Raw genomic sequence first — 22645 nt, 5'->3', positions numbered from 1 at the left:
CGGGCCTCTTCTTTCGTCTGTAACTTGAGAAAATTCAGGAAGGGGCGCGGGTTAGCACCCACACCCCCGTCGTGCAAGCCGAGGAACCGTCTCAGCCCTGGCGGTTCAACTTCGCCAAGGCCCCGAAGGGTCCGAGATCCTTGTCCGTGACCGAGTCGGGCAAACTTGCCCCCTCGGCACGAGGATAGGGGTCTAGCAGCAAAGCCAGGGTTTCCACCGCAGCTTCGCCCAGGTCCATCACCTCATGTTCGCAGGGGATGTCGTCGGGCGTGTCGGGGTCGTTGTCGCTGGGCTCGCGGCCGGGCGGCAGGAAGCGCAGGGACACGGTATCCGCGACGGTCTGCGGCACCGGCTCCAGCGTGACGACGCAGGCCTGCACCACCTCGGCGGTGATGGTGAGCTTCGCGGCCACGGTGTCGTCCGCCTGGCTGCGCAGCTCCCATTTCGCGGTGAAGGCCGGCAGCTCGATCAGGCCGAGGCGGCTCGCCAGGGCCGCGTGCTCCGCCTCGCTCGGGGTCAGCTCAATCACGTAGGGCGTGCGCTTGACCGCGGCGAAGGGCAGCGGCCGGTGGAATTCGGGGATGCTCATGGAACAATGTCTCCCGGGGTTGGGGGGAAGCGCAGCTGGCCGGACAGCAGCCCCGCCAGGGGCTGTGCCGCCAGTGCCGCGGCCAGGGCCTCGGCATACGCCGCCAGCGCCTGTGGCCCCGCCGCATCGGCTGCGGCGTGGCCGGCGAAGATGTTGCGGCTGATCGCCGCGGCCAGGGCCGGGCTGTCGCCGGCATCGAGTGCCGCCTCATAGGCGAGGGTGCGGCCGTGCCAGGCCTCCCACAGGCCCTTCACCCGTTTGCCGATGGACATGTCGCCGACGCCCATCTCACGCAGGTTCACATCCATATCGGCGAACATCGCATCGAACACCGCCTGGCCAAGCAGGGCGCCGCGCGGATCGGGATCGGCCCGCAGCCGGCGGATCAGCAGCGCGACATGCATCGAGATCAGGTCGAAGCGCCCGGCGAGGCTGTCCGGCACCCCGAGGACGGCGAAGGCCCAGGGCTCGCGGGCGGCGGCCACGGCGGCGGAATACAACTCAAATCCGGTCCGCTCATGCGGGCGGCGGCGCAGCAGGCCAAACACGTCAGGCGATCTCCGGCCGGCATGGAAGCCGGCGATTTGGCACGCGCGATGGCGAGTGTCGGTTGACCAAGCGCCGGGGTGGTGGCACGCACCGCAAATGGTCCGAGCCCCGATCCGCGTCAACGTGTTTCCCCCCCGGCTTCCCGCCCGGGCCGTCGTGCTGATGGTGGCGCTGCTTGCGACCGCGGCGCTGCCCGGCTGCGGCGCAGGCTCCCCCTTCGGCTCGCCGCTGCAGGTCCGCGGCCATCAGGTCGATGCCGAGCAGATCCGCGAGGTCGTGGTCGGCACCCATACCAAGGCCGATGTGCAGGCGATCCTGGGCAGCCCCACCGCCACCGGCACCTTCGACGACAACCAGTGGTATTACATCAGCGGCCAGACCCGGCTGCAGCCGCTGCGGACGCTGTCGCTGGAGGACCAGCGCGTCGTCGTGGTCCGCTTCGACGACCGCGGCGTGGCGCGGGAGGTCAGCGAGCTTGACCGCGCCGCCGGGCGCGACGTGCAGATCGTGGAGCGCCAGACCCCGGTGCCCGGCACCGACCGGACCCTGCTGCAGCAACTGTTCGGCAACCTCGGGCGGCTTGGACCGGGCGTGCCGGGGCAGTCGGCGAGCGGCCAGGGGCGCTGACACCGCGGGTGGCCCTGTGGCCGCCGTCAATCATCTGATTTGATTTGAGACTCCGGAATGTCGGGGGGGGATAATCTCCTCTCGCCTTTCTGGTCTCGCGTGGCGTCAGTCGTCGCCGCGCGTCTTCATCCCGCGGACGTCCGCCGCGCGACCCAGCGCCTCCTGGATTTCCTTGAACGCGAAGGGCTTTCGCAGCACCGGCCAGCTACCGAAATGGCCCTCATCCCCGGGATCGGCATAGCCGGTCAGGAACACCACCAGCAGGCCCGGCCGCGCCCGCAAGGCGCGGGTGGCGAGTTCGGTGCCCGACATCCGCGGCATCCGCACATCCGTGAGCAGGGCCGCGATCTCGGGATCCTGCAGCACCCGCAGCAGGGCATCGGTGGAATCGTAGCATTCCTCCACCTCCATCCCGAGGCTCCGGCAATGCTCGGCGACCGCCATGGCGACGAGGATCTCGTCATCGACGACCAGGGCTCGACGGACCGGGAGAGAATTCGACACGGAGCTACACGCCTGCGTCAGTTACGGGCGCAGGCTTAGCATCCCCCGCCACCGCCGTGACAGTCCGCTCGCCCTCAGAATCGGGCCGCCCTCGGGGCAGGAACAGCATCACCGTGGTGCCCAGGCCGGGGGCGGAGCGGATCTGCGCCGTGCCGCCGGATTGCCGCGCGAAGCCATAGACCTGGGACAGGCCGAGCCCGGTGCCCACCCCCACCCCCTTCGTCGTGAAGAAGGGGTCGAAGGCCCGGGCCATGACCTCGGCGGGCATGCCCTCCCCGTTATCGGCGACGCTGAGCAGAACATAATCACCGGGCGGCATCCCCTCCGCCGGCCCTGTCTCCAAGGTCAGGTTGGCGGTGGAAATGACCAGGCTGCCGCCTTCGGGCATCGCGTCCCGGGCATTGACGGCCAGGTTCAGCAGCCCCGCCTCGAACTCGGTCTGGTCAGCCAGCAGCGGCCAGAGCCCGGGCTCCAACAGGAGCTGCACCGAAATGGCCCCGCCAAGGCTGGGCGTGATGAGATCATTGGTCATGGCGAGAATGACCTGGTTGACGTCGAGACAGGTGGTGCGCAGCGGCTGCCGCCCGGAGAAGGCCAGCAATTGCCGTACCAGCCGCCCGCCCCGCTCCACCGAACGCCCCGCCTGCCCCAGCAGTTCGAGCCGGCGCGGATGCGGGCGGGGCGAGGCAAGCAGTTCGATCACGCCTGAGATCCCCATCAGGATATTGTTGAAGTCATGGGCGATGCCCCCGGTCATCTGCCCGAGCGTCTGCATCTTCTGTGCCTGCGACACGCGCCGCTCCAGCGCCCGCCGCTCGGTCAGATCGCGCAGGCTGCCCAGCACCCGGAGCTGCCCGGTCGCGGGATCGGTCAGCGGCACCAGCACGCTTTCCACCGTCGCCGTCTCGCCCCGCGCCCCGGACAGGACCGCCTCGAACTGGCTCGGGGTGCCGGCGCCGGCACAGGCCTCGCACCGCCGCGCGAAGGCCGCGCCCTCCGGCCCCGGCAGCAGGCTGTCGAGAGGGCGGCCCTGGGCCGCCGTAGCCTCCTGCCCGATCAGTCCGGCGAGGGCGGGGTTCAGCGCCTCCACCACCAGCGCCCCATCCGGCCGCTGGCCGAGGATGAACAGCAGGTCGGGCACATGTTCGAAGAACACCCGCAGCCGTGCCTCGCTGTCGCGGAGGCGGGCGGCCAGGGCCTCGCTCTCGGCGATCTTGGCCTCCAGCGCCGCATTGGCTTCGCGCAGCGCGGAAGGCGCCGGCAGCGCGAGCGCCCGCGGCAGCAGCGGCCAGACCACGATCGCAGCGACCAGGGAGACCCCGGCCGTCACCACCATCGCCAACCCGTCCAGCCAGTAGAACGGCAGCCAGAGCGTGATCACGCCCAGCAGATGGGTGGTGCCGCAGGCCAGGATGAAGACCGCGAACAGCCGGAACACCCAGGGAAACGCCAGATCGCTGCGCCGGCGCACGAAGCAGGCGAGCGCCAGCGGAATCACATAATAGGACGCGGCGATGATGAGGCCGGAGGCCGCGTGCAACCACAGCAGCCCCGGTTCCCAGGCCAGGCAGAAGCCATGCGGCGTCAGCCCATTCGGTTCAGTGAGGAATGCCAGTAGTCCAGCCATGGCTCCGCCTGCCCCGCATTGGCACGGACGCTAAGAGAAGCCTCCGTAGATTGAAAAGCATTCCTGCCCGGAGAGAGTTGCGCCCCAAAACAGGTGCGCCCCTGGTCCGGTTCAGACGATGCGCGCGGCCCGCAGCGTCGCGATCTCATCGATGGTCAGGCCGAGGTGCTCGCGCAGCACCTCATCCGTGTGCTGGCCGAGCAAGGGGGCCGCGCTGCGATAGGTCGGCGGCGTCGCCGAAAGCCGCACCGGATTGGCGATGACCTGGACCGTCTCGCCCGAGGCATGCGGCATGTCCACGACCACGCCGCGCGCCTGGACATGCGGATCGGCGAAGACCTGGGCCAAGGTGTTGATCGGGCCGCAGCCGATGCTGGCGGCCTCCAGCGCCGCCACCCAATCGGTGGTGGTGCGGGATTTCAGCACCGGCGCCAAGGTATCGGTGACCAGCGCGCGATTCTCGACCCGCGCGGCATTGGTCGCGAAGCGGGGATCGTCGAGCAGCGCCTGCTGCCCGGTCACGTCACAGAACCGCTTGAAGGTCGGGTCATTGCCGACCGAGAGGACGATGTAGCCATCCTCGGTGGCGAAGACCTGGTAGGGCACGATGTTGGGATGCTGGTTGCCGAGGCGCGGCGGGTTCTCGCCGGTCGCGAGGTAGTTCATCCCCTGGTTCGCCAGCCAGGCGACATGGGTGTCCAGCATCCCGATGTCGATCCGCTGCCCTTCCCCCGTCGCGTTGCGGTGCTGGAGGGCGGCGAGGATGCCGATGCAGCCGTAGAGCCCGGCGAAGAGATCCGCGACGGGAATGCCGACCTTCTGGGGCAGCCCGTCCGGCTCGCCGGTCAGCGACATCACCCCGCCCATCGCCTGGATCAGGCTGTCGTAGCCGGGCCGGGCCGCATAGGGGCCGGTCTGGCCGAAGCCGGTGATCGAGCAATAGATCAGGCGGGGATGCGCCGCCTTCAGATCTTCCCAGGACAGGCCGTATTTGGCCAGCGCGCCGACCTTGAAGTTCTCCACCAGCATGTCGCAGGAGGCGAGCAGGGTATGGATGATCTTCTGGCCGGCTTCCTGGGCGATATCGACGGTCAGCGACTTCTTGTTGCGGTTGACGCCGACGAAATAGGCGCTCTCCCGCGTGTTCGGCACGTAAGGGGGGGCGAAGCCGCGGGTGTCGTCACCGGCCCCCGGCCGCTCGATCTTGATGACCTCGGCACCGAGGTCCCCCAGCATCTGCGTGCAGGTCGGCCCGGCAAGGACGCGCGTCAGATCGAGGACGCGGATGCCGGTCAGGGGGCCCGGGGCGGTTTTGGTCATGCTTGTGCCTCATGCTCTTGCCGGGCCGTGCCGCCCGGTTCATGTGATCGGCTGATAGCCTCCACCGCCACCTTGTGAAAGGTGCGGAGCTAGACGGGCCCCGCGCCGGGCCCGCGATTGAGGGAAACCGGCGCGGCGAACCGCGCCCAGCGAGACAGGAACCGCCATGCTCGACCAGCCCCGTCACCCCACCCCCGAGGCCCCCAGCACCGATCCCTTCGCCTTGGCCAAATCCATGAGCGGGCTGCATTTCATCGGCGGCCGCTATGTCGCGGCGCGGTCGGGGAAAACCTTCCCGGTGGTGAACCCCGCGACCGGCGAACAGGTCGGGACCGCCGCCGAGGGCGATGCCGCGGATGTGGACGCCGCCGTGCAGGACGCCGCCCGCGCCCAGAAGGGCTGGGCCAAGACCCCGGCGCGGAAACGTGGCGCCATGGTCTATGCCTGCGCCGCTTTGCTGCGCACGCATCAGGACGAGTTGGGCCGGCTGATCGCGCTGGAGACCGGCAAGGCGCTGCGTACCGAAAGCCGGGTCGAGGCCGGGGTCGTGGCCGATATCTTCGAATTCTTCGGCGGCCTCGGCGGCGAGCTGAAGGGCGAGACCGTCCCCTTCGCCCCGGATGTGCTGTCGGTGACGATTCGCGAGCCGCTCGGCGTGGTCGGCGCGATCATCCCCTGGAACGTGCCGATGCTGCTGATGGCGCTGAAGATCGCGCCCGCGCTGGTGGCCGGCAACACCGTGGTGGTGAAATCGGCCGAGGAGGCGCCCCTCGCCGTGCTGCGCATCTGCGAGCTGCTGAACCGCATCCTGCCGGCCGGCTGCTTCAACATGCTCTCGGGCCAGGGGCCGGAGTGCGGGGCACCCCTGGTGGCGCATCCGCTGGTGAAGAAGGTGACCTTCACGGGCAGTGTCGAGACCGGCAAGATCGTCGCCCGCGCCGCGGCCGAAAAGCTGATCCCGGTGACGCTGGAACTCGGCGGCAAGTCGCCCATGATCGTGTTCCAGGACTGCGACTTCGAGAAGACGGTGGCCGGCGCGCTCACCTCGATGCGCTTCACCCGGCAGGGCCAGTCCTGCACCGCGGCCAGCCGCATCTACGTCGAGCGCCCGATCTTCGACCGTTTTGTCACCGAGATGAAGACCCGCGTGGATGCCATGGTGATGGGCGACCCGCTGGATGAGAAGACCGACATCGGCACCATCATCAGCCAGGGCCAGTTCGACAAGGTGCAAGGCTTCATCGAGGAAGGCCGCGCGACCCCGGGGGCGACCACGTTGGAATGCTCGGCGATGCCGACCGATCCCGCGCTGAAGAAGGGGCTGTTCCTGCGCCCCGTGATCTTCACCGGGCTGGACGCGACCTCGCGCCTGGTGCGGGAGGAGATCTTCGGGCCGGTCACCGTGGTGCAGCCCTTCGACGATGCCGAGGCGGTGCTGGCCGAGGCCAATGACAGCGAATATGGCTTGGCGGCCTCGCTCTGGACCAACAACCTCAAGGTCGGGCTCGATCTGGCGCATCGGCTGGAGGCGGGTCTGGTGCAGATCAACCAGAACCTCGTGGTGCAGGCCAACCTCTCCTATGGCGGGGTGAAGTCGAGCGGGCTCGGCAAGGAAGCCTCGCTGGAGGCGATGCTGGAGCACTTCACCCACAAGAAGACGATCATGGTGAACATGGGCTGAGGCGCCTCACGGCTGCCTGGAAGACTGGCGGAGGCGCAGCGCCATCGGCCGGACATGGCGCCCGTAGCCGATGGTCTCGCCATAGACCCCGGCGGCCTGCCGCGCGGCGCCGATCCCCTCATAGGCAGGGGGCGGCAGCATGGCCTCGGGCCAGTCGAAGGGGTCGGCCAGTATCCACTCCTCGCGGAGCGCCCGCGGGTCGGCGGCGAGCAGGGCCGCCGCCTCCTCGGCCAGTGGCGCATAGCCGGTGACGGCGGCGCGCTTGCGCTGCGCGGTGGCGGGGTCGAGCCGCAGCATTTCGCCCTCGTGCCGCGGGCGCATCAGCGGATAGGTCGCGCGGCGCCCGCCGATCAGCGCCGCCACCCGGTCGGCCACGGCGGCGCAGAGGTCGTGCATCGGATTATAGCCCTCGACCGGATCGGCGACGACCAGCGCGCCGGCTTCGGCGGCGCCCGCGATGCTCTCGGCCGCGCGCAAAAAGGGTTCGGCATCGCCGGCCAGGATCGCGGCATACCAGGCACGATCGGGCAGCATCCCCATCACCTGCCCGGCCGAGGCGCCACAGCCCCGCAGCAGCCCTTCGGAATAGCCCGTACGGGAGGCCGCCGAGCCACCGGAGCCATCGGTCAGGATGCAGACCAGCGGGCGTTCCCGCTCCATCCAGGCAAACAGGCGCAATTCATGCCCGGGGTGGGCGAGGATCGCGATCGGCTGGGGCATGGTGGCACCTAGAGCAATGTCCCTTCAGGCGAAATCGCTCAAAGGGGCGTCCGGCGCCAGAGTCGGCTACGCCTGGGAGGGAGGCCGATCCGGCTGGGTCGGCATGCTCTAAGGACATCGCCGGGGTAGGGATAGCGCCCCTGCCCCGCTTCTTCGCTGTCACGACCGGAGGTCGCGCGTGCCCCGCACCATCTTGTTCACCAACATCATGCTCACCGGGCGCAGCGGCACCGAGGTCGTCACCGAGCAACTGGCCGAAGGGCTGCGCCGCCGTGGCCACCGGCCGGTGCTCTACACGCCGCATCCGGGCGCCTTGGCCGAGCATCTGCGCTGGCGCGGCCATCTGGTGATCTCCGACCCCGCCGCCTTGCCGAAGCCGCCGGATCTGATCCACGCGCACCACACCGGCCCCGCCATGGCGGCGCTGGCGGCGCATCCGGGCGTGCCGGCGCTGTTCGTCTGCCACGACGCCACCGCCCCCTTCGATGCCGCCCCGCCGCATCCGCGCCTGCGGCGGCTCTTCGCCGTGGATGAGCGCTGCCGCGCCCGGCTGGTGGCCGAGGGCGCCGCCCCTGCCAGCATCGGCCTGCTGCCCAATGCCGTGGAACTGGCACGCATCCCGCCCCGCCCGGCGCCCCTGCCCGATCGCCCACGGCGCGCGCTGGCGATGACCAAGCATGCGGCGCATCTGCCCGCCCTGCGCGCCGCCTGCGCCGCGGCCGGGATCAGCTTGGAGGAGGCCGGTTCCGGCCCCGGCCGGATGACCGACACACCCGAGGCCGGCTTCGCCGAGGCCGACCTCGTCTTCGCCACCGCGCGCACCGCGCTGGAGGCGGCGGCGGCCGGCGCCGGGGTCATCGTCTGCGACGCGCGTGGCTGTGCCGGCTTCCTGACCCGGGCCCGGGCCGAGGCCTGGCTGCCCTGGAACCTCGGCGCCGGGGTGCTGAAGGACCCGTCGGAGGTCGCGGTGCTGGCCGCCGCCATCGCGGAGTACTCGGCCGGCGAGGCGGAGGCGGCCGCCGCGCTGGTGCGGGCCGAATCGGGGATCGAGACGATGCTCGACCGGCTGGAGGCGATCTATGACGAGATGCTGGCCACCCCTGTCCCGGTGGATCCGGCGGCGGAGGCGGCAGCCCTCGGCCGCTTCCTCTCCGGCTGGGTGCCGAGCTTCAACCCGGCCCTGCCCTGGTATCCGCTGGTGGAGGCCGTGGCCCCCCGCGCGCCCGCACCCCCGCCGCGGATCGAGGCGCTGGTCGAGGCGCTGGCCGGGGACCTCGGTGGCGCGATCGCCGGCCTGACGCGGGCGCAAGCGGGGCTGCCGCCCGAGGTCGCGGCGTTGCGGCAGGATCTGGCCAGGCTCGGCACAGAGGAGGCGGCGGCCCGGGCGCGGGACCAGGAGGCGCTGGGCGCCGCCCTCGCCAGGATCGGGGACCGGCTGGAGGCCCTGGCGCGGCGGCCCGGCGAGGACCCGCCCTCCTGGCCCGCGCTCCGGGCCGAGGTCGCGGATCTCCGCTGGCGGCTGGATGGGCTGGCCGCACGGGGGGCCGAGGATCCCCCGTCCTGGCCGGCGCTCCAGGCCGAGGTCGCGCGGATCGACACGCGGCTGGCGGCGCTGGCCGCGCGACGCGGGCCGGGCGGGTGGATCGGAGATGGGCTGCGGGGGCTGTGGCGCCGCTTGGTGCCGCACCGTATCCGCGCCGCGCTGCATCGCCGGCGAGCAGGCTGACCAGGGCGCCTGCAATCCTTCGCACCGGCTCTTTCCGCCGCTTCCAGGCTGCGCCACTCTGGCGCCAAGGCGGGGCGAGGTCCGGGCGAAAACAGCCGGCCGATCCTGCCATGAGCCGGAGGATACGATGCCGAACCCCACCCGCTTTCCGCGCAGCCTTGCGCCGCGCGCCTGGCTTGCCATGGCGCTCGCCCTCGCCGCCCCCGCCGCCATGGCGCAGGAGGCCGGGCCGATCAGCCTGGAGCGCTTCGGTTCCTTCCACGTCGGCGGCCGCATGGTCGAGATTTCCGGCCAGCCGATCCGCGAATACATGCCGACGACCGGCGGGCAGTTGAACCGGATCGACCCGAACGGCGCCTACCTCGTCGGCCAGATGTACGCCCAATACATGATCCCGGCGCAGCAGCGTGGCACGGTGCCGCTGCTGCTCTGGCACGGCGCCTATCTGACCGGCGTGACCTATGAGACGACGCCAGATGGCCGCCCCGGCTGGGACCAGTTCTTCCTGCGCCGCGGCTGGGCGACCTATGTCAGCGATGCCGTCGAGCGTGGCCGCGCCGGCTGGGCCATGGTGCCCGAGATCTTCCGCGAGCCGGTGTTCCTGCCGATGCAGAACCCCTGGGAGCGCTTCCGGATCGGCGATGGCGCCGGCTCCTACGCCCGCGGCACCACGCGGGAGGGCGGGCAATTCCCCTCCGACGCCGCGAGCTACGGCAATTTCATGCGCCAGGTGGTGCCGCGCTTCCTCAGCACGGATGAGGCTGTGAAGGCGGGCTACATCGCGCTGCTGGAGCGGGTGGGGCCCAGCGTCGTCATCGCCCATAGCCAGGGCGGCGCCTTCGCCTGGCAGGTGGCGCAGATGCGCCCCGACCTCTTCCGCGCGCTGATCCTGATCGAGCCCGCCGGCACCGGCGTGCCCGCCGAGGCGGCGCGGCTGAAGGATGTGCCGCAGCTGTTCCTCTATGGCGATTATCTGGATGTGGACGCGCGCTGGGGCGCGATCCGCGCCAATGCCCGCCGCTTCGTGGGGCTGGTGCGGGAGGCCGGTGGGCAGGTCGAGGAAGTGGACCTGCCGGCGCGCGGCATCCACGGCAACAGCCACATGGTCATGATGGACCGGAATGGAGATGTGGTCGCGCAGATCCTGCAGGATTGGCTCGTGGCGCGGGGGCTGTGGAACTAGAGCGGTATCGCTTCAGATTGAAGCGCGAAGCGACTCATAAAGCGATGAAACTGCTCGATAAAATACGACTCTGGAGCGTTATCGCGTAGCGATCACGCCCTGGGCGCCACCCGCCGAAAGCGGTGGCGCAGGCCGAGCAGCGGCCGTTCCACGCCGAAATGCACGGCCAGGCTCGGCACCAGGGTCAGCGTCAGGAACACCGCATACCATGCCGGCGGATACAGCCCGTCGCGCATGGCGATCCCGGTCCAGCGGCAGGCGAGCCCGACCGCCAGCCAATGGAACAGGTAGAGCACATAGGCCATGCGCCCGATCAGCAGCAGCGGCGCCAGCGACAGCCCCCGCCGCAGCCAGCCCAGGGCCGGCGCCGCCAGCAGGCTGCCCATGCCGGCGGCGATGGCCAGGCTTTGCACCGCATAGCGCCAGGTGTCGCGGAAACCCGGCTCCCGCCACACCAGGCTGCCGAGCAGCACCGCCAGCGCCAGCGCGAGCACCGCCGGATGCGCCAGCCAGCGCGGGATCGGCCCGCGGCAGGCCCAGGCCAGCAGGCAGCCGTAGAGGATCGCATCCAGCCGCGTGTCCGTGGCCATGTAGATCCGCTGCGCCGGATCGGCGGTGCAGAGCGCGAGGCTCCCGCCATCCTGGCAGGCTGCATGGATGACGAGCCGCCACCCCAGGCTCAGCGCCACGCCGAGGACGATCACCGGCACGAACGCCCGGCGCCGCAGCACCGCACCCAGCAGCAGCGGAAAGACGAGGTAGAAATGCTCCTCGACCGCCAGCGACCACAGGATGCTGAAGGGATGCGGCGCCAGCCCCTCGGCGGCCGGATAGCCGATCCAGAGCGCCCAGTAATTCGCGCCATAGAACAGCGCCGAGACCAGCTCGGCCCATGACGGCGGCGCCCCCAGCCGCGCCAGCACGGCCACGACCAATGCGGCATAGAGCAGCAGCGCCGGCAGCAGCCGCAGCACCCGCCGCAGATAGAAGGCGCCGAGCGCGATCCGGCCCCGCGCCGCATGTTCGGCCAGCAGCAGTCGGGTGATGATGAAGCCGCTGATGCCGAAGAACAGCGTCACCCCGAGCCCGCCCGGCACAATGTGGCCAAGCCCGGCATGGGCCACCATCACCACCAGGATGGAGAGCGCGCGCAGCCCATCCAGCGCCGGGATCGCGCCCCCGGGCGGGATCTCGGCGAGGGGTGCGGCCCGCACTCAGCGGCCGTTCAGCATCGGCAGGTCCAGGCCCTGTTCGCGGGCGCAATCGATGGCGATGTCGTAGCCCGCATCGGCATGGCGCATGACGCCGGTCGCGGGGTCGTTCCACAGCACCCGCTTCAGCCGCCGCGCCGCATCGGGCGTGCCATCGGCGACGATCACCATGCCCGCATGCTGGCTGTAGCCCATCCCCACCCCGCCGCCGTGGTGCAGCGAGACCCAGGTCGCGCCCGAGGCGGTATTGAGCAGCGCGTTCAGCAGCGGCCAGTCCGAGACGGCATCCGAGCCATCCCGCATCGCCTCCGTCTCCCGGTTGGGCGAGGCGACGCTGCCGCTGTCCAGATGGTCGCGGCCGATGACGATGGGGCCGATCTCGCCCGCCGCCACCATCTCGTTGAAGGCGAGACCCAGGCGATCCCGCTGCCCCAGGCCCACCCAGCAGATGCGCGCCGGCAGGCCCTGAAACGCGATGCGGTCCCGCGCCATGTCGAGCCAGCGGTGCAGATGCGGATCGTCGGGGATCAGTTCGCGGACGCGCTGATCGGTCTTGCGGATATCCTCGGGGTCGCCCGAGAGCGCGGCCCAGCGGAAGGGCCCGATGCCGCGGCAGAACAGCGGGCGGATATAGGCCGGCACGAAGCCCGGGAAGCCGAAGGCATCGGCCAGCCCCTCATCCTTGGCCATCTGGCGGATGTTGTTGCCGTAATCCATGACAACGCTGCCCATGCGCTTGAAGTCGAGCATCGCCTGGACGTGGCCGACCATGCTGCGGCGCGCGGCGGCGGCGACGGATTTGGGGTCGCTCTCGCGCCTGGCCAGCCATTCATCGACGGTCCAGCCGGCGGGCAGATAGCCATTGCCGGGATCATGCGCCGAGGTCTGGTCGGTCACGATATCCGGCACCACGCCGCGGCGGACGAGTTCGGGAAACACCTCCGCCGCATTGCCCAGCAGCCCGACCGAGATCGGTTTTGTGGCCCCTCGGATCATCGCCAGCGCGGTATCGAGGTCATCGGCGCGGTGATCGAGGTAGCGCGTCTCCAGCCGTTTCTGGATGCGCGATTCCTGGCATTCGACGGCCAGCACCGAGGCTCCCGCAAAAACCCCCGCCAGCGGCTGCGCCCCGCCCATGCCGCCAAGCCCCGCCGTCAGGATCCAGCGCCCCGACAGATCGCCGCCAAAATGCTGGCGCCCGGCCTCGGCAAAGGTCTCGTAGGTGCCCTGGATGATCCCCTGGCTGCCGATGTAGATCCAGGACCCCGCCGTCATCTGGCCGTACATCATCAGCCCCAGCCGATCGAGATGGTTGAAATGCTCCCAATTCGCCCAGGCCGGCACGAGGTTGGAATTGGCGATCAGCACGCGGGGCGCGTCGGCATGGGTCTCGAACACCCCCACCGGCTTCCCGGACTGGATCAGCAGGGTCTGGGTCTCGGTCAGCCGGCGCAGGGTGGCGATGATGGTCTCGTAGCACTCCCAGTCCCGCGCCGCCCGGCCGATGCCGCCATAGACGGTCAGCGAGCCGGGGTCCTCGGCCACCTCGTCGTCCAGGTTGTTCATCAGCATCCGCAGCGGCGCCTCGGTGGTCCAGGACAGCGCGCTGCGGATCAGGCCGCGCGGCGCGCGGATGGCGGGGGCATTGCGGAAGCGGGACATGCGGGGCGGCTCCTGGGCTGGGAGAGGCAATTGCGCAGCGCCCCGCCCCGCGCAAGACTGCACGGCGCGGGGAAACAGGGAACAGGCCGAATGGCCGCGTAAGCACCCCGCCGGGAAACAACCAATGTTTTCGGGCTTCGTGACCACCCAGATCGAGACCAGCGGCGGCGCCCGCATCCATCTGCGCCACGGCGGCAAGGGCCCGCCGCTGCTGCTGCTGCACGGCAATCCGCAGAGCCATGTGATCTGGCACCTGATCGCCGAGCGGCTGGCCGAGCACTTCCATGTCGTCGCCACCGACCTGCGCGGCTATGGCGACAGCTCGGCGCCCGATACCGCCAACCTCGCCAACTACACCTTCCGCGCCATGGCGCAGGACCAGGTCGAGGTGATGCAGGCCCTCGGCTACGAGCAGTTCATGGTCGCGGGCCATGATCGCGGCGCCCGCACCGCCCATCGCATGGCGCTGGACCACCCGGAGCGGGTCACGCGCCTGGCACTGCTCGACATCCTGCCGACGCGGCACATCTGGCGGAACGTCAACGCCTCCTGGGCGATGAAATCCTGGCACTGGGTGTTCATGGCGCAGGAGGGTGACCTGCCCGAGCAGATGATGATGGGCGTCCCTGCCCGCTTCTACATGGAGCGCAAGATCGGCAAGCCTGGCATGGGCATGTCGATCTTCGCGCCCGAGGCGGTGGAGGAATACATCCGCTGCTTCACCGAGAAGACCATCCGCGCCTCCTGCGCCGATTACCGCGCGACCGCGACGCTGGACCGCGTGATCGACGATGCCGATGCGGACCGCAAGATCGCCTGCCCGACCCTGGTCCTGAACGGCGGCCGCAGCCATACCGCGGCGGTCTTCGACAATGTGCTCGCGGTCTGGCGCGACTACGCCGAGGACGTCGTCGGCGCCGCGCTGGATTCCGGCCATTACGTGCCGGAGCACGCGCCCGAGGCGGTGCTGGACTGGTTCCTGCGCTTCTTTACAGGGGTCCCGGCGCGCCCCCCGATCGCCCAAACCACCGGAGCCTGACCTCGTGACCGACCAGACCGCCATCCCCGTCCGCTTCATGCGCGGCGGCACCAGCCGTGGCCCCTTCTTCCTGGCCAGCGACCTGCCGCCGGACCGGGAGGGAATGTCCCGGGTGCTGCTGGCGGTCATGGGCTCGCCGGACGCACGGCAGATCAATGGCATCGGGGGTGCGACCACGCTGACCAGCAAGGTCGCCATCATCTCCCTGGCCAAGCCGGGTGAGGCGCAGCAGGTGGACTACCTCTTCGCCCAGGTCTCGGTGGACACGGCCGTGGTCGATTTCGGCCCGACCTGCGGCAATATGCTCTCCGGCATCGGCCCCTTCGCGATCGAGACCGGGCTGGTCCCCGCCGAGGCGGGCGAGACCAAGGTCCGCATCCGCGCGGTGAACACCGGCGCCCTGGTCGAGGCGGTGGTGCAGACCCCGGGCGGGCGGGTGACCTATGCCGGGGAGACCGCCATCGCCGGCGTGCCCGGCACCGCCGCGCCCATCGTGCTGAACTTCGCCGATGCGGTGGGCGGCGCCACGGGCAGGTTGATGCCGACCGGCAAGCCCATGGACATGATCGAGGGCGTGGCCGTCACCTGCCTGGATGTGGCGATGCCGGTGGTGATCGCGCGCGCCGCCGATTTCGGCAAGACGGGGCGTGAGAGCGCCAAGGAGTTGGACGCCGACCGCGACTTCATGGCGCGGATCGAGGTGGTGCGCCGCGCCGCCAGCCTGGCGATGGGCATGGGCGATGCGGCGGGCAAGGTGATGCCGAAATTCGCGATGCTGGCGGCACCCGCTTCCCCGGACGGCACCATCGCCGCGCGCTACTTCACCCCGCTGGCCTGCCATGAGGCGATGGCGGTGACGGGCGGGATCTGCATCGGCTCGGCCTGCGTGCTGCCGGGCACGGTCGCCGGGGGGCTGGCCCGGATCAAGGGGGGCGCGCGGGAGATGGTGGTGATCGAGCACCCGACCGGCAGCATGGAGGCCGTCATCACCACCGGCACCGATGCGGACGGGGCGATGACGATCGAGGGCGGCGGCACCTTGCGCACGGCGCGGCTGCTGATGGCGGGGGAGGTGTACGTCCCGTAATTGCTGGCCGAGCTAAGAGGCTATTTCGTCGTCGAATGCCTTGGTGGCCTCGGGAGCGCGGGTCGCCTCCACCGCGGCGACGTCTGCCTGGGTAAAGTCACCCAGTTCCAGTACCTGCCGGTCGCGTCGCTTAAGACGATGATATTCCTCGGCGGAGATCAGCACGGTCCGTTCGCGGCCATGATGGAGGATGGCCACACCCTGCGTGAGGGCAGCATCATGATAAGTCGCCAGATGCCGCTGAAATTCAGCGGATGAAACGCGGATCATGTCGGGCGCTCAAAAATTTATATAGTTCATGTAATACATATAATACGTATTTTTCAAGCGGAAACTTGCGGACAATGGGTGCCACCATTGGCGGCTCCGCGGCGCGGCGATGGGACACCTAACCGCATGGACAAATCGGCCGCCCCCCCCCCGGGCGGACCGATTTTCGCGCCGCAGGGGATGGGAAACGGCCCGGGCGGGAGATGGCGGCCAAGCCGCCCCCCCTGCTAGTACCCGCGATCCCCGAGGTTCAGCAGCGGGAAGGCGCTATGCACATGCGGGACCGCCACCGGGGGCGCCCCCGCATGGGTGTAGCTCTTGTCCAACTGCCCGAAGCCCGTCACGCCGCAGAGGCCGAGCGCCTTGATCGTCTCATCCTCCAGGATCTCCAGCAGCCGGCGCACGCCATCCGCGCCATCCGCCGCCAGCCCGTAGAGGTAGAGCCGCCCCACCCCGACCCAGTCCGCCCCGAGCGCGATTGCCTTCACCAGATCCGTGCCGCGGCTGACGCTGCCATCGACCATGATCTTGCTCCGCCCCGCGACCGCGGCCACCACCTCTGGCAGCACATCCAGCGAGCCGCGGCCGTGGTCCAGTTGCCGCCCGCCGTGGTTCGACACATAGACCACATCCACCCCGATCGAGGCCGCGATCTCCGCATCCTCCCCGGTGCCGATGCCTTTCAGGATCAGCGGAATCTTGTGCTTGTCGCGAAAGCGCTTGATGTCGTCCCAGGACAGCGCGGCCTGGATATCCATGCCCGTATTCGCCGCCCGCCAGGTCTTTACGAAGCGCTTGGAAATGTCGCGCTCCCGCCGGCTGTAATGCGCCGTGTCCACGGTGATGCAGAAGGCGTCATAGCCCGCCGCGATCACCCGCCCGGCGATCGCATCCTGCCAGTCATGGTCGCCACGCACATAGAGCTGGAAGGTCTTCGGCCCCGTCGCCGCGGCGGCCGTCTCCTCGATCCCCGGCTGGCTGACCGAGCTCAGCATGAAGGGCACGCCGAACTCGCCCGCCCCGCGCGCGACCGAGGCGCCACCGCCCGCCTCGAAGGATTCCAGCGAGCCGACCGGGGCCAGCACCAGCGGCAGGCGGATGCGATGGCCGAAGAAATCGACCGAGGCATCAACGTTGGAGACATCCCGCAGCACCCGCGGCCGCAGCGCCACGGTATCCAGCGCCATGCGGTTGCGGGCCAGGGTGGTTTCCGTCTCCGTCGCGCCGGTCAGATAGTCCCAGACATTCGGCGTCACCCGGTTACGGGCGAATTTGATCATCTCATGCAGGGTCAGGAAGCGTTCTTCGGGCGCGTTGGGCATGCCGCTGGTTTCCTCAAGGCTTTCGCCCGACGCTAGGAGCGCGTCACAAACCGGTCAACGCACCCCTCGCCCAGGGCCGCACCCCGCGCCACACTCGCGGCACCAGGGAGGGGATCAGCGATGAACGCCACGGAACGACGACGCCGATGCAGGGCGGTGCTGGACGGCTCCGACTGCGTCCACCCCGCCTCGGTGCATGACCCGGTCTCGGGCCGCATCGCCGCCGATCTCGGCTTCGAGCTTGGCATGTTCGCGGGCTCCACCGGCTCCCTCGCCGTGCTGGGCGCGCCCGACCTGATCGTGCTGACCCTGACCGAATTCGCCGAACAGGCCCGCCGCATCTGCCGCGCGGGCGCGCCGCCGCTGGTGGTGGATGCCGACCACGGCTACGGCAATGCGTTGAATGTGATGCGCACGGTGCAGGAGCTGGAGCATGCCGGCGTCGCCGCCATGTCGATCGAGGACACCGACCTCCCCCGCCCCTATGCTGCCCCCAAGCCGCGGCTGATCCCGCTGGCCGAGGGCCTGGACAAGATCCGCGCCGCTTTGGCCGCGCGCGAGGATGCCACGACCTGCATCTTCGCCCGCACCGGGGCGGTCGGGATCAACGGCCTCGCGGATGGCGTCGAACGCGCCCGCGCCTATTCCGCGACCGGCGCCGATGCGCTGTTCCTGACCGGCGTCACCACGCGGGCGGAGCTGGATGCGATCGCCGAGGCCGCCACCATCCCGCTGGTGCTCGGCACGCTGAGCCCGGTGCTGAACGACCGCGACTACCTCGCCGCGCGTGGCGTGCGGATCGCCTTGCAGGGCCACCAGCCCTTCCAGGCGGCGGTGCAGGCGATCCATGCGACGCTCTCCGCCTTGCGCGCCGGAACGGCACCGGCTGCCCTCACCGGCATCGCCCCGCCTCCGCTGATGCGACAGTTGATGCGCGAAGATGGTTACGCGGCGGCCACGCGGGATTTCCTGGACGGGAGAAAGATGTAGCCTGCCCGGATGACCCACCAGCGCCGCTTCGAGCACAGCGTCTGCCCGCATGACTGCCCCTCCACCTGCGCGCTGGAGGTGGAGGTGCTGGAGGGCAGGCGCATCGGCAGCGTCCGCGGCGCCAAGGACAACAGCTACACCGCGGGCGTGATCTGCTCGAAGGTTCAGCGCTATGCCGAGCGCATCCACCACCCCGACCGGCTGACCCAGCCGCTGGCCCGGACCGGGCCGCGCGGCTCCGGCCAATACGCGCCGATCGGCTGGGATGAGGCGCTGGACCGCGTCGCCGGGGCCTTCACCGAGGCCACGCAAAAACATGGGTCGGAGGCGGTGTGGCCCTATTACTTCGCCGGCACCATGGGGCTGGTGCAGCGGGACGGCATCCACCGCTTGCGCCATGCCATGCGCTATTCGCGCCAGACCAACACCATCTGCACCTCGATCAGCGAATCCGGCTGGACCGCCGGGGTCGGCCGCATCACCGGCCCGGACCCGCGCGAGATGGCGGTCTCGGACCTCATCGTGGTGTGGGGCGGCAATCCGGTCGCGACCCAGGTCAATGTGATGACCCATGTCTCGCGTGCCCGGAAATCTCGGGGCGCGAAATTCGTGGTGATCGACCCCTACCGCACCGGCACCGCCGCCGTCGCCGACCTGCATCTCGCCCCCCGCCCCGGCACCGATGGCGCGCTGGCCTGCGCGGTGATGCATGTCGCCTTCCGCGATGGGCAGGCCGACCGCGCCTATATGGCCAAATACGCCGATGATCCGGCCGCACTTGAGGCGCATCTCAAGACCCGCGACCCGGCCTGGGCCGCGGCCATCACCGGCCTCTCGATCGCCGAGATCGAGGCCTTCGCCGCGCTCTACAACGGCACCCCCCGCGCCTATATCCGCGCGGGCTACGGCTTTGCCCGCTCCCGCAACGGCGCCGCGGCGCTGCATGCGGTGACCTGCATGCCGACGGTGACCGGCCATTGGCGGCATGAGGGCGGCGGCGCCTTCTGGAACAACCGCTCGATCTACAAATGGGACAAGACCCTCATCGAGGGGCTGGACCTCCGCGATACCTCGACCCGCAGCATGGACATGTCCCGCATCGGCGCCGTGCTGACCGGGGACCGCGCCGAATTGGGCGATGGGCCGCAGGTCCATGCCATGCTGATCCAGAACGTGAACCCGATGACCGTGGCGCCCGACAGCAACCGCGTCCGCGCCGGCTTCGCACGGGAAAACCTCTTCGTCTGCGTGCATGAGCAGTTCATGACCGAGACGGCCCGGCAGGCCGATATCGTGCTGCCGGCGACGATGTTCCTGGAGCACGACGACCTCTACCAGGCGGGCGGGCACAGCCACATCCAGATCGGCGCCAAGCTGGTGGAGCCGCCCCCCGGCTGCCGCTCCAACCACGAGGTCATCCAGGGCCTGGCGCGGCGCCTGGGCGCGCGGCACCGCGGCTTCGAGATGACGGCGATGGAGATGGTGGACGCCACCTTGCGCGAGTCGGGCTGGCCCGGCGCCGAGACGGTGCTGGCGCAGCATTGGCTGGATGTGCAGCCGGAGAGGGAGACGTCCCACTTCCTGGATGGCTTCGGCCATCCGGACGGCCGCTTCCGCTTCGCCCCGGACTGGGCCGCGCTCGGCCCCCGGCACGAGACGATGCCAAAGCTGCCGGACCATATGGCGACGATCGATGTGGCGACGGCCGAGCACCCCTTCCGCATGGTCACGGCGCCGGCACGGCAGTTCCTCAACACCAGCTTCACCGAGACGCCCACCGGCCAGCAGCGCGAGGGCCGCCCCTCGGTGCTGCTGAATGCCGAGGACGCCGCCCGCCTCGGCCTCGCCGAGGGCGACCGCGTCCAACTCGGCAATCTCCGAGGCCAGATCATCGTCCATGCCCGCATCGCCACGGGCGGCCAGCAGCCGGGCGTGGTGGTGGTGGAGGGCATCTGGCCGAGCGAAGCCTTCGAGACCGGGATCGGCGTGAATGCCCTGACCAGCGACGACCCCGCGCCCCCGGCCGGGGGCGCGGTCTTTCACGACACAGCCGTATGGATCCGCGCCGCCTCATGAACGAACTCCTGCTTGCCACCGCCCATCGCGTCCTGCCCGCCGGGAATTTCGGCAATCTCGCCAGCGACATCGTCATCGCCGAGGGAATCGGCGGCCATGTCCGCGACAGTGAGGGCCGCGACTACATCGACTATCTGCTCGGCAGCGGCCCGATGCTGGTCGGCCATGCCCATCCGGAGGTGACGGCGGCGGTGATGGCGCAAATCCCGCGCGGCACCACCTTCTTCGCCAACAACGCCGCCGGGATCGAGCTTGCCGCCGCCATCGTCGAGGCCGTGCCCTGCGCCGAGCAGGTTCGCTTCCTCAGCAGCGGCACCGAGGCCGACATGTATGCGATGCGCGTCGCCCGCGCCTTCCGCGGCCGCGAAAAAATCCTCAAGTTCGAGGGCGGCTTCCATGGCATGAGCGACCATGCGCTGATGAGCATGGCGCCGAAGCGACCGGGCAATTTCCCGCAGGCGATCTCCGATTCCGCCGGCATCCCGGCGCGCGTCACCGATGACATGCTGATCGCCCCCTTCAACGATGCCGCGACCGCTGTCGCGCTGATCGAGGCGCATCACGACGAGATCGGCGGCGTCATCGTCGAGCCCCTGCAGCGGCTGATCCCGCCCCGCGCCGGTTTTTTGGAGGCGCTGCGCGAGGTCACCGCCCGCTTCGGCATCCCGCTGATCTTCGACGAGGTCGTGACCGGCTTCCGCTTCGCCTATGGCGGGGCGCAGGAATACTATGGGGTGACGCCGGACCTCTGCACCTTGGGCAAGGTGCTGGGCGGCGGCTTCCCGCTTTCGGCCGTGGCCGGGCGGGCCGACATCATGGCGCATTTCGACCGCGCCAAGGTCGGTGACGACGGTTTTCTCATGCAGGTCGGCACGCTCTCCGGCAATCCGGTGGCGGCCGTGGCAGGGCTGGCGACCTTGGAAATCCTGCGCCGTCCAGGGACTTACGAGGCGTTGTTCGCAACCGGCCGCAGCCTGATGGACGGGCTGACCGAGGCCGCCCGCAAGGCCGGCGTCCCCGCCCAGGTGGTGGGCGAGCCGCCGCTGTTCGATGTAGTCTTCGCCGATGGCGACCTGCCCGACTACCGCGCCGGGCTGCGCAATGACGCGCGGATGCAGGCGCATGTGAACAAATGCCTGCGCGCCGCCGGCATCCTCAAGGGGGACAGCAAGTACTACATCTCGCTGGCCCATACGCCTGAGGACGTCGCCTATACCGTGGAGGCCTTCGCCGCCGCTTTGGCGAGCTACTCCACGATCGCCTGATAGGTCAGCACTCGCAGCTCACGCCGGATCGGATAGGTCGATGACGGCATGAGCTGCGTGAGCAGGATCACCGCCATCTCCTCCTCCGGGTCCACCCAGAAGGCGGTGCTGGCGGCCCCGCCCCAGGCATATTCGCCCGGGGTGCCGATGATCTGCGCCCGTGCCGGATCGAGCATGACCGAGAAGCCGAGGCCGAAGCCGATCCCCTCATAGGTCGACTCGCTGAACCTGGCCTGCCCCATCGAGGCCATGTCGCCGCCCAAGTGGTTGGAGGTCATCAGCTCCACCGTCTTCACGCCCAACAGCCGCGTACCATCCAGCTCGCCCATGTTCAGCATGAACTGGCAGAAGCGCATGTAATCGGCCGCCGTGGACACGAGCCCGCCGCCGCCCGAGGCCATCTGGCGCTCCGCCAGATAGGGGCTGGCCTGGGGGTCGTCGATCAGCAGCAGCTTGCCATCCTTGCCCCGGCTGTAATTGGCGGCGAAGCGCGGCTGGCTCGCCTCCGGCACGTGGAAGCCGGTATCGACCATGCCGAGCGGGCCGAGCACGCGCTCGGCCAGGAAGCTCTCCAGCGACTGCCCCGAGACCACGGCGACCAGATGCCCGAGGACGTCGGTCGAATGGCTGTAGTTCCAGGCGGTGCCGGGCTGGGCGATCAGCGGGATCCCCGCCAGCCGCTCCACCATCTCGCCAAGGGTGCCGGGCATGCCCTGGAAGCCGATCTTCTGCTCGCGGTACATCGCATCCACCAAGGTGGATTCCATGAAGCCGTAGGTCAGCCCCGAGGTATGGGTCATCAGGTCGCGGAAGGTGATGTCGCGCGTGGCCGGCACCGTCTCGATCTTGCCGCGCTGGCCGCCGCTCATCACCCGCATATTGGCGAAATACGGCAGGAAGCGGGAGATCGGATCGTCGAGCTGGAAGCGCCCTTCCTCATACAGCATCAGCATCGCGACGCTGGTGAGCGGCTTGGTCATCGAATAGATGCGGAAGATGGTGTCCGGCGCCATCGCGGTGCCGCGCTCCAGATCCGCGAGCCCGGTGCAGTGCAGATGCACGACCTTGCCGCGCCGCGCGACCATCGTGGTCACCCCCGCGAGCTTGCCATCGGCCACCAGCCGATCGGCCCATGCGCCGACCCTGGCGAGCCGTGTCGGGCAAAGGCCCACATCCTCGGGGTTTGCGTCGATCATC

At 69.7% G+C, this 22645-nt stretch carries 20 protein-coding genes; 9 read left to right on the top strand and 11 right to left on the bottom strand.

Annotated features, from left to right (window positions below):
* Positions 1 to 91 precede the first annotated feature (91 nt).
* Both C8P66_RS01005 and C8P66_RS01000 read right to left on the bottom strand, forming a co-directional pair.
* Entirely contained in the window at positions 92 to 589 is a 498-nt protein-coding gene (locus C8P66_RS01005) for a YceD family protein (protein WP_111396268.1), read from the bottom strand.
* The gene (locus C8P66_RS01000; protein ID WP_111396267.1) at positions 586 to 1137 is read right to left on the bottom strand and encodes a ubiquinol-cytochrome C chaperone family protein; all 552 of its coding nucleotides are present in this window, start codon (positions 1135 to 1137) and stop codon (positions 586 to 588) included. The genes C8P66_RS01005 and C8P66_RS01000 overlap by 4 nt, the downstream gene beginning before the upstream one ends.
* Before the next feature lie 97 nt (positions 1138 to 1234).
* Between C8P66_RS01000 and C8P66_RS00995 the strand changes: the two genes are divergently transcribed.
* Positions 1235 to 1765, top strand: a complete 531-nt coding sequence (locus C8P66_RS00995; protein ID WP_111396266.1) for an outer membrane protein assembly factor BamE — start codon at positions 1235 to 1237, stop codon at positions 1763 to 1765.
* Positions 1766 to 1870: 105 nt separating this feature from the next.
* On the opposite strand, the gene C8P66_RS00990 is transcribed toward C8P66_RS00995, so the two are convergent.
* The 3 genes from C8P66_RS00990 to C8P66_RS00980 form a co-directional block, all read right to left on the bottom strand.
* Positions 1871 to 2269 carry a response regulator gene (locus C8P66_RS00990; RefSeq protein WP_146422640.1) on the bottom strand — a complete coding sequence of 133 codons (399 nt, stop codon included), beginning with the start codon at positions 2267 to 2269 and terminating at the stop codon, positions 1871 to 1873.
* A gap of 4 nt (positions 2270 to 2273) precedes the next feature.
* Positions 2274 to 3896: a two-component system sensor histidine kinase NtrB gene (locus C8P66_RS00985; RefSeq protein WP_111396264.1), complete on the bottom strand. Its 1623-nt coding sequence runs from the start codon at positions 3894 to 3896 to the stop codon at positions 2274 to 2276.
* Positions 3897 to 4007: 111 nt separating this feature from the next.
* On the bottom strand, positions 4008 to 5216 hold the full coding sequence (locus C8P66_RS00980; RefSeq protein ID WP_111396263.1) for a CaiB/BaiF CoA transferase family protein: 1209 nt from the start codon (positions 5214 to 5216) through the stop codon (positions 4008 to 4010).
* A 166-nt stretch (positions 5217 to 5382) separates the two neighbouring features.
* Here C8P66_RS00980 and C8P66_RS00975 point away from each other — a divergent pair, with 166 nt between their 5' ends.
* Complete coding sequence (locus tag C8P66_RS00975; protein WP_111396262.1) at positions 5383 to 6897, top strand: aldehyde dehydrogenase family protein; 1515 nt, start codon at positions 5383 to 5385, stop codon at positions 6895 to 6897.
* A gap of 6 nt (positions 6898 to 6903) precedes the next feature.
* On the opposite strand, the gene C8P66_RS00970 is transcribed toward C8P66_RS00975, so the two are convergent.
* Positions 6904 to 7617, bottom strand: a complete 714-nt coding sequence (locus C8P66_RS00970) for a hypothetical protein (protein WP_111396261.1) — start codon at positions 7615 to 7617, stop codon at positions 6904 to 6906.
* A gap of 178 nt (positions 7618 to 7795) precedes the next feature.
* Here C8P66_RS00970 and C8P66_RS00965 point away from each other — a divergent pair, with 178 nt between their 5' ends.
* Together C8P66_RS00965 and C8P66_RS00960 are read left to right on the top strand one after the other, a co-directional pair.
* Entirely contained in the window at positions 7796 to 9343 is a 1548-nt protein-coding gene (locus tag C8P66_RS00965) for a glycosyltransferase family 4 protein (RefSeq protein ID WP_111396260.1), read from the top strand.
* A 127-nt stretch (positions 9344 to 9470) separates the two neighbouring features.
* Complete coding sequence (locus tag C8P66_RS00960) at positions 9471 to 10526, top strand: alpha/beta fold hydrolase (protein ID WP_245903140.1); 1056 nt, start codon at positions 9471 to 9473, stop codon at positions 10524 to 10526.
* A gap of 92 nt (positions 10527 to 10618) precedes the next feature.
* Here the strand turns inward: C8P66_RS00960 and C8P66_RS00955 are convergent, their stop codons facing one another.
* Positions 10619 to 11740 carry an acyltransferase family protein gene (locus C8P66_RS00955; RefSeq protein ID WP_111396259.1) on the bottom strand — a complete coding sequence of 374 codons (1122 nt, stop codon included), beginning with the start codon at positions 11738 to 11740 and terminating at the stop codon, positions 10619 to 10621.
* On the bottom strand, positions 11741 to 13399 hold the full coding sequence (hutU, locus tag C8P66_RS00950; protein WP_111396258.1) for a urocanate hydratase: 1659 nt from the start codon (positions 13397 to 13399) through the stop codon (positions 11741 to 11743).
* A gap of 124 nt (positions 13400 to 13523) precedes the next feature.
* Here hutU and C8P66_RS00945 point away from each other — a divergent pair, with 124 nt between their 5' ends.
* Together C8P66_RS00945 and C8P66_RS00940 are read left to right on the top strand one after the other, a co-directional pair.
* Positions 13524 to 14438, top strand: coding sequence for an alpha/beta fold hydrolase (locus C8P66_RS00945; RefSeq protein WP_111396257.1), 915 nt, complete (start codon positions 13524 to 13526; stop codon positions 14436 to 14438).
* 4 nt (positions 14439 to 14442) lie between these two features.
* Positions 14443 to 15525 (top strand): 4-oxalomesaconate tautomerase, encoded by a 1083-nt coding sequence (locus C8P66_RS00940; protein ID WP_111396256.1) that lies wholly within the window; start codon positions 14443 to 14445, stop codon positions 15523 to 15525.
* Between the two features lie 12 nt (positions 15526 to 15537).
* On the opposite strand, the gene C8P66_RS00935 is transcribed toward C8P66_RS00940, so the two are convergent.
* Together C8P66_RS00935 and C8P66_RS00930 are read right to left on the bottom strand one after the other, a co-directional pair.
* A complete protein-coding gene (locus tag C8P66_RS00935; protein ID WP_111396255.1) occupies positions 15538 to 15795 on the bottom strand; it encodes a type II toxin-antitoxin system Phd/YefM family antitoxin in 258 nt (85 codons plus the stop codon).
* A 227-nt stretch (positions 15796 to 16022) separates the two neighbouring features.
* Positions 16023 to 17117 carry an alpha-hydroxy acid oxidase gene (locus C8P66_RS00930; protein ID WP_111396254.1) on the bottom strand — a complete coding sequence of 365 codons (1095 nt, stop codon included), beginning with the start codon at positions 17115 to 17117 and terminating at the stop codon, positions 16023 to 16025.
* A gap of 156 nt (positions 17118 to 17273) precedes the next feature.
* On the opposite strand from C8P66_RS00930, the gene C8P66_RS00925 reads away from it, so the two are divergent.
* The 3 genes from C8P66_RS00925 to C8P66_RS00915 are packed head-to-tail and all read left to right on the top strand — an operon-like array spanning position 17274 to position 21448.
* Positions 17274 to 18107, top strand: a complete 834-nt coding sequence (locus C8P66_RS00925) for an isocitrate lyase/PEP mutase family protein (protein ID WP_211313989.1) — start codon at positions 17274 to 17276, stop codon at positions 18105 to 18107.
* Between the two features lie 9 nt (positions 18108 to 18116).
* Entirely contained in the window at positions 18117 to 20183 is a 2067-nt protein-coding gene (locus C8P66_RS00920) for a molybdopterin-containing oxidoreductase family protein (protein WP_111396252.1), read from the top strand.
* Entirely contained in the window at positions 20180 to 21448 is a 1269-nt protein-coding gene (locus tag C8P66_RS00915; RefSeq protein WP_111396466.1) for an aspartate aminotransferase family protein, read from the top strand. The genes C8P66_RS00920 and C8P66_RS00915 overlap by 4 nt, the downstream gene beginning before the upstream one ends.
* Here C8P66_RS00915 and C8P66_RS00910 read toward each other — a convergent pair.
* Positions 21430 to 22644, bottom strand: coding sequence for a serine hydrolase domain-containing protein (locus C8P66_RS00910; protein WP_111396251.1), 1215 nt, complete (start codon positions 22642 to 22644; stop codon positions 21430 to 21432). The genes C8P66_RS00915 and C8P66_RS00910 overlap by 19 nt on opposite strands.
* Position 22645: the final 1 nt, after the last annotated feature.

The organism is Humitalea rosea, from assembly GCF_003253705.1.
Lineage (GTDB): Bacteria > Pseudomonadota > Alphaproteobacteria > Acetobacterales > Acetobacteraceae > Humitalea > Humitalea rosea.
The sequence above is the reverse complement of the archived record's forward strand: the minus strand, read 5'-3'. Positions and strand labels throughout refer to the sequence as shown.

Bases quoted from the DNA above. Each gene is read 5' to 3' on its own strand.
- C8P66_RS01005 (WP_111396268.1), bottom strand. From the start codon at position 589: ATGAGCATCCCCGAATTCCACCGGCCGCTGCCCTTCGCCGCGGTCAAG.
- C8P66_RS00995 (WP_111396266.1), top strand. From the start codon at position 1,235: ATGGTCCGAGCCCCGATCCGCGTCAACGTGTTTCCCCCCCGGCTTCCC.
- C8P66_RS00985 (WP_111396264.1), bottom strand. From the start codon at position 3,896: ATGGCTGGACTACTGGCATTCCTCACTGAACCGAATGGGCTGACGCCG.
- C8P66_RS00980 (WP_111396263.1), bottom strand. From the start codon at position 5,216: ATGACCAAAACCGCCCCGGGCCCCCTGACCGGCATCCGCGTCCTCGAT.
- C8P66_RS00975 (WP_111396262.1), top strand. From the start codon at position 5,383: ATGCTCGACCAGCCCCGTCACCCCACCCCCGAGGCCCCCAGCACCGAT.
- C8P66_RS00970 (WP_111396261.1), bottom strand. From the start codon at position 7,617: ATGCCCCAGCCGATCGCGATCCTCGCCCACCCCGGGCATGAATTGCGC.
- C8P66_RS00960 (WP_245903140.1), top strand. From the start codon at position 9,471: ATGCCGAACCCCACCCGCTTTCCGCGCAGCCTTGCGCCGCGCGCCTGG.
- hutU (WP_111396258.1), bottom strand. From the start codon at position 13,399: ATGTCCCGCTTCCGCAATGCCCCCGCCATCCGCGCGCCGCGCGGCCTG.
- C8P66_RS00945 (WP_111396257.1), top strand. From the start codon at position 13,524: ATGTTTTCGGGCTTCGTGACCACCCAGATCGAGACCAGCGGCGGCGCC.
- C8P66_RS00935 (WP_111396255.1), bottom strand. From the start codon at position 15,795: ATGATCCGCGTTTCATCCGCTGAATTTCAGCGGCATCTGGCGACTTAT.
- C8P66_RS00930 (WP_111396254.1), bottom strand. From the start codon at position 17,117: ATGCCCAACGCGCCCGAAGAACGCTTCCTGACCCTGCATGAGATGATC.
- C8P66_RS00920 (WP_111396252.1), top strand. From the start codon at position 18,117: ATGACCCACCAGCGCCGCTTCGAGCACAGCGTCTGCCCGCATGACTGC.
- C8P66_RS00915 (WP_111396466.1), top strand. From the start codon at position 20,180: ATGAACGAACTCCTGCTTGCCACCGCCCATCGCGTCCTGCCCGCCGGG.
- C8P66_RS00910 (WP_111396251.1), bottom strand. From the start codon at position 22,644: ATGATCGACGCAAACCCCGAGGATGTGGGCCTTTGCCCGACACGGCTC.